This is a genomic window from Hydrocoleum sp. CS-953, from assembly GCF_002260545.1.
Taxonomy (GTDB): Bacteria; Cyanobacteriota; Cyanobacteriia; order Cyanobacteriales; family Microcoleaceae; genus Trichodesmium.
This window is the reverse complement of sequence record NZ_LGSU01000955.1, coordinates 1-5,678: the sequence shown is the minus strand read 5'-3', so window position 1 is coordinate 5,678 and position 5,678 is coordinate 1. Positions and strand designations below refer to the sequence as shown.

The following is a 5,678-nucleotide window of genomic DNA, read 5'->3' as shown; positions in this document are numbered from 1 at the left end:
GACCAAGCTGATTATACTAGCCCTGACGATTTGTGGAAAACATTCTTTATGTATGGGTATGGAATAAAAGCAGAAAAAAATTGTCAAAGATGCCCAGAAACAACTCGTTTAATTGAAAAAATTCCAGGAATGAAAACGGCATTCTTTTCAATTTTAATGCCTGGTAAACATATTCCCGAACACCGAGGCCCATACAAAGGAGTTATTCGTTATTTATTAGCATTAAAAGTACCTGAACCAAAAGAAAAATGTCGGATTCGAGTAGGTGATGAAACTCGTCATTGGGAAGAAGGAAAAAGTATGATTTTTGATGATTCTTTCCCCCATGAAGCTTGGAATGAAACTGATGGTGTCCGTGCAGTTTTGTTTTTAGATATAATGAGACCGATGCGTTTTCCCCTATCATTTTTGAATGAATTAATGATGAAATTAATTGCGGTTTCTCCTTATATTCAAGATGCAAATGTTAATCAGAAAAACTGGGAAGACCGTTTAGAAAAATTGTTTGCCAAGGAAAATAAAAAAGAGAAAGTTTCATCATCAAAATAGTAAAAAAGGAAGTAGGGACGTTGCATGCAATGTCCCTACAGAATAGGGAGTAGTAGCGCGGGCATCTTGCCTGCGACAGCTAGACTAATTTTTGTCTATTTTTCACAGTTAAATTCCATCAGGAAAAAGTCATAAAAAAGACATAGAAGAAAAAAGCTTATGAATTAACTGATTAACTTAGTAAAAATATTTTTTGATTTGATTCTAATATAAAAATCTGCCCTTATGTTGTAACATTTTATCGTAGGGGTTTGGTCTCCAAACCCTAATATCTAAATAAGTTATAGATACCATTGTCTTTGATTTTTTTGTGAATTTCTACCTCTTTCTGAAATTATAAAAAGAGACTTTTGTATTTGTATAACTAATACAACAAAATTACATTGCTTAGATTATGTGTCGCCCCTCTAGGGGAGCTACAAATTGCTGATAATCAGTTATAAAAAAGTATTAGTTTGTAGTTGGGCTTGAGCAACTGATACATATTTAAACGGATACTTGATATAAAAAAGAATTAGTTTGTAGTTGGGCTTGAGCAACTGATACATATTTAGCAGGCTAGAACAAAACTACTAGCCAATATATTAAGTATTCAAGCGAACATGATATTACTTATATATTTCTGGTAATTCCTATATATAATAAAAAAAATTTTGACTTTTGTAGGCACTTTTGATATACAAATAAAGATCCTGCATTTTATGTATTTATTTATTAATAAAAAAATCAAAAAATATATTGGGAGAGAGTAGTGGGTTACGATTTTGACGCAATAATTATTGGCAGTGGTGCAGGAGGAGGAACGATCGCCCATACTCTAGCAAAAGCTGGTAAACGGGTTCTCTTAGTAGAACGTGGCCTAAGATTTAGTGACGTTGAAGCTTTCCAAGATGAGCAACGAATGTTAATTAATAAAGAAGCTTTCGACGATCGCCAAATTGAAGTTAATGGACGTAGCGCTAGACTCCACATCGCTGGAATATTAGGTGGTGGAACATCCTTATATGGAGGGGTATTAATGCGCCCAAGTCCTTACGACTTCCACCCAGGGAAATTTTATGACCAATGGCTACCTCGTCATCTGTGGGATTGGCCAATTACTTACGAAGAGATGGCTCCCTACTTTGACCAAGCAGAGGCTTTATTTCATGTTGCTGGGGATAGGCCATCCAAAATGCCCAATGTGGGAACACCAAGCAACGGTTATCCAGGGAAAGTTCCGCCACTCGAACCAATTAACCAACAATTGGAAAAAGGTATCAAAGATGCTGGGTTAATGCCATTTCATCTCCCCTTTGGCATAGACTTTGATAGTTGTCTACGTTGTTCTAAATGTCCTGGTTTTTACTGCCCTAATGAAGCTCGTGCCTCTACAGTTGTGCGTGCTATTGATAAAGCAACTTTTAATTATAACCTTAAAGTTCAAATTTTCACAGAAGCAGACTATTTAGTTACTAATAGCAGTAAAAAAGTTACGGGTATTCGTCTGCGTTGTCGTCAAACTAGCAAAGTTGAGGAACTAACAGCTAAAGTTTATATTCTTTCTGCGGGAGCTTTGGGTAGTCCAGTTATTTTGATGAAGTCTGGTTTGACAGGACGTAGCGGACAATTGGGGCGGAATTATATGTATCATTGTGGTGCTTTAATGGCAGGATTATTCAAACAAGAGACGGGAGGAGCCGATAAATTTATTAAACAGTTAGGGTTTACAGACCTCTATCTGGGAACTAAGGAATTTCCTCATAAATTGGGGTTAGCTCAAACAGTACCTATTCCCGGACTTCTTTCTCTACAACAAAATTTCCCTGTACCAATACCAAAACCTATTGCCGAATTTCTCCTCAAGCGAATGTTGGCAATAACTGGCATTGTGGAAGATTTACCCCAAGAGGAAAATCGGATAGAACTAGGTAAGGATGGGAAAATTCGTCTGTTCCATAAATTTCATCCTTATGATGTTTATCGTTCTCGGTACTATAAGAAGAAGTTAAAGCAGGTGTTCGGGTTGGCCGGAGCAGTATTATCTTTTGGAGCGACGGGTGATAAGGATGATATTCATACATCCCACCAGGTAGGTACGACTCGGTTTGGTACAGATCCAAATACATCTGTGCTTGATAAAGATTGTCGTTTACATGGCCATGAAAATGTTTTTGTTGTGGATGGTGGGTTTATGCCTAATGCTTTGGGTGTCAGTCCAGCTTTAACTATTGCAGCGAATGCTCTGAGAGTTGGGAGGAAGATATGCGAAGCTAGGTGAGAAAGTGCGAAAAGGAAAAACGGCGTTGCTTAGGGAAGTGGGATGAATGGGATGTGGGGGGTGTGGTCCGTGTGGTCCGTGTGGTCCGTGAAAGACACTGTCCCAAGGTTTCAGCAACGCCGGAAAAACAAACAGGACGAAGAAGAGAGGATGCCATTGCACTGCCACGCCGCAGTCACATCGTCATCCCACCAGCATAGATGACGCCAACCGCCTGCCTTTTGCCCTCCCTCGCCACAGCGCCCGCGCGCGCCTGATACATGCGCCAAAAATGCCCGCCATTTTGGCATAGTTTTTATTGTTATGTGTGTAATGATCAAACGGTTCACATAAAGATTAAAATACGCTATGTATAAAAAGTCACTCAAGAAGTTCGATTCCGAGTTAGCCCAAAAACAAAACAAACGAGCACAATTCGAAGAATTATCGGAATTCGAAGAATTATCGGAAAAGGAATTGGATGAGGTTGTGGGCGCTCGTGACACAGTCCAAACCTTTGGATGGAATGATTACGCCGCCATTAATGATTGTATATTATCTTACGATAGTACGTTCTCCGGTCCAGTCGAGGCCTGGGCCTCCCCCTGTGTTATTGTAGATACCCTACCTAGTGATTTAGAAGCTTATACTACAGCGGACTTCATATCCAGTATCAGCAGCCAATGGTGAGTACGGGAGGGGAGGGATCAGGGGTTGCGGTGGTTGTGGCGTTGTGGTCACCAGGCACCCTGAACGTTTAACCTCGTATCACACTCGGCGGTTTTATGCTAGGAACCAGCAGTAAGTTAGAAGGCATGAAGTGCTAAATTCAGTAGCATTTCCCTTGAGAAACTTTTTTTCAGCGATACCAGGCACAAGAAAGATAGCAAATAGCCAGAAGAAGAAATGCAAAAAAAATGTTTCTAAATGTTTCTTTGCAAAAATGAGATTTAAGATTTTTGGTTAAAAATGGTTAAAATCTTTGTTGATTTCTTACTCGTTATCTTCTTTATAGGAGGTTTCCTTGGTTTTTTTCAATTGATCAACCTAGTTGTGTTTTTTGTTTTGTCTTTTTTCTTGGTGTTAGTCTATAGATTTTGTTCTTTTGTTTTGTATGGACGAAATACATTAGAAAAGGACAGTGAGGGTATGATCCCTTGCGTCTTATTGTATGCATCTATTCCTTTTTTTGTTATTTGTAATGTTTTATATATTTTATGGTACTTACAAATTGTATGTTTGTCGTCCAAATCGTTTATATTAGCCATCGATGCTCCTACCTGTCTGCCTGCCCTTCGGCTCTCCACAATAACAAAAGATAGTCTGCTGCTGGGAGTTATATATGTAATAGGGGTGGCTGTACTAGGTGCCTATCGGGATGGGGGGGTCGAACGAACAAGAAAAATAGAGTGAAGTAGAGGGGAACCATCTATATTAACTTCGTATCATACTCGGCAGTTATATGCTAGGAAACAGCAGTAAGTTAGAAGGCATGAAGTGCTAAATTCAGTAGCATTTTCCTTGAGAAACTTTTTTTCACCGATACCAGGCACGAGGAGAGAAGTCAGAAGTTTGTTTGCTCCGCATTCCGCAGGAAAGTCAGTAAGAAGGAGTCAGGAGACAGGAGTCAGGAGTCAGGAGTCAGAATGAAGAGGGCAGAAGAAGGAGTCAAATGGGAGGAGAGAATCTGCTAAAAGTTTTCAAGATTTAATTGTTTGGCAAAAAGCACATCAACTCGTTTTAGAGGTGTACCGCTCGATTCAGCAATTTTCCCAAAGCAGAAACCTAGGGATTAACTTCTCAATTGAGACGAGCGTCTGTATTAGTATGAAGAAGGAGTCAGGAGACAGGAGTCAGGAGTCAAATGGGAGGAGAGAATCTGCTGACCTTGAATATGGGGATACTTCAGAACTTCTACTACCCGATCGAAGAAGTAAGTAAGTTACTAGATTCATACATTGCTGCAATTGAACAACGTAGACAACCTCCTGACTCCTCCTGAATTCCCTCCTGACTCCTGACTCCTGACTTCTGACTCCTTCCAAAATTGAGTAAAGTTCCTCAGACTAAGCTATCCCCTGGTAAAATTCCCTTACCTTTTTTAGTAGAAAAAATTGTCAAGATTGAAATTCCAGCTATTGCTAAAACAGCGATGGACTTTATTAAAGGGAATCGTTTTCCCTATTATTCTGTGGGGTGGTAGGGGCAAAGTTGATATTTCTCTATAAATTACATAAACCCGCCCAATTAACATTAAGGAGTTAGAGGGCGCGAAGCTGTATTTATTTCCTATCTATTAGGGNCCTTTTTTAGTAGAAAAAATTGTCAAGATTGAAATTCCAGCTATTGCTAAAACAGCGATGGACTTTATTAAAGGGAATCGTTTTCCCTATTATTCTGTGGGGTGGTAGGGGCAAAGTTGATATTTCTCTATAAATTACATAAACCCGCCCAATTAACATTAAGGAGTTAGAGGGCGCGAAGCTGTATTTATTTCCTATCTATTAGGGTATCAAGCTGTTTGTGGGTTGAAAACCTAACCCCCCAACCCCCTTCCCTGCAAGGGAAGGGGGGGAGAGTTGTCGTCTTACAGCACTTTTGAGGATGGTGAGGTATAGCAGTCGAAGCAAAGGTTAGGACATTTATAAATTATGAAACCCTTTGATAGTCTCCTGTTCCCTGTTCCCTGTTCCCTATTCCCTAGCGCGTAGCGCTATACACTTTATTAATACTCTATTGCCTGTTGCTTGTTGCTTAAAGTCCTAAAAATTTGTACCTCACTAACTCCGAAACTGCTGTAAGTATATAGACAAAATTTAAAATTTAACCTAAAACCTTTGTTTCCGAATAACCCAGTATGTAAATATTTTTTTTCAGGTACTTATCTACT

4 protein-coding genes are annotated in these 5,678 nt (G+C 39.4%); all 4 read left to right on the top strand.

Features of this window, described 5'->3' with window-relative positions; genetic code table 11:
* A partial coding sequence (locus AFK68_RS13270) for an aspartyl/asparaginyl beta-hydroxylase domain-containing protein (RefSeq protein WP_094673221.1) occupies positions 1–549 on the top strand: 549 nt, incomplete at its 5' end.
* Positions 550–1,300: 751 nt separating this feature from the next.
* A complete protein-coding gene (locus tag AFK68_RS13265) occupies positions 1,301–2,809 on the top strand; it encodes a GMC family oxidoreductase N-terminal domain-containing protein (protein ID WP_094673220.1) in 1,509 nt (502 codons plus the stop codon).
* Between the two features lie 1,689 nt (positions 2,810–4,498).
* The gene (locus tag AFK68_RS45045) at positions 4,499–4,729 is read left to right on the top strand and encodes a hypothetical protein (protein WP_371357368.1); all 231 of its coding nucleotides are present in this window, start codon (positions 4,499–4,501) and stop codon (positions 4,727–4,729) included.
* A gap of 106 nt (positions 4,730–4,835) precedes the next feature.
* Positions 4,836–4,991: a hypothetical protein gene (locus tag AFK68_RS36725; RefSeq protein WP_168186449.1), complete on the top strand. Its 156-nt coding sequence runs from the start codon at positions 4,836–4,838 to the stop codon at positions 4,989–4,991.
* Positions 4,992–5,678: the final 687 nt, after the last annotated feature.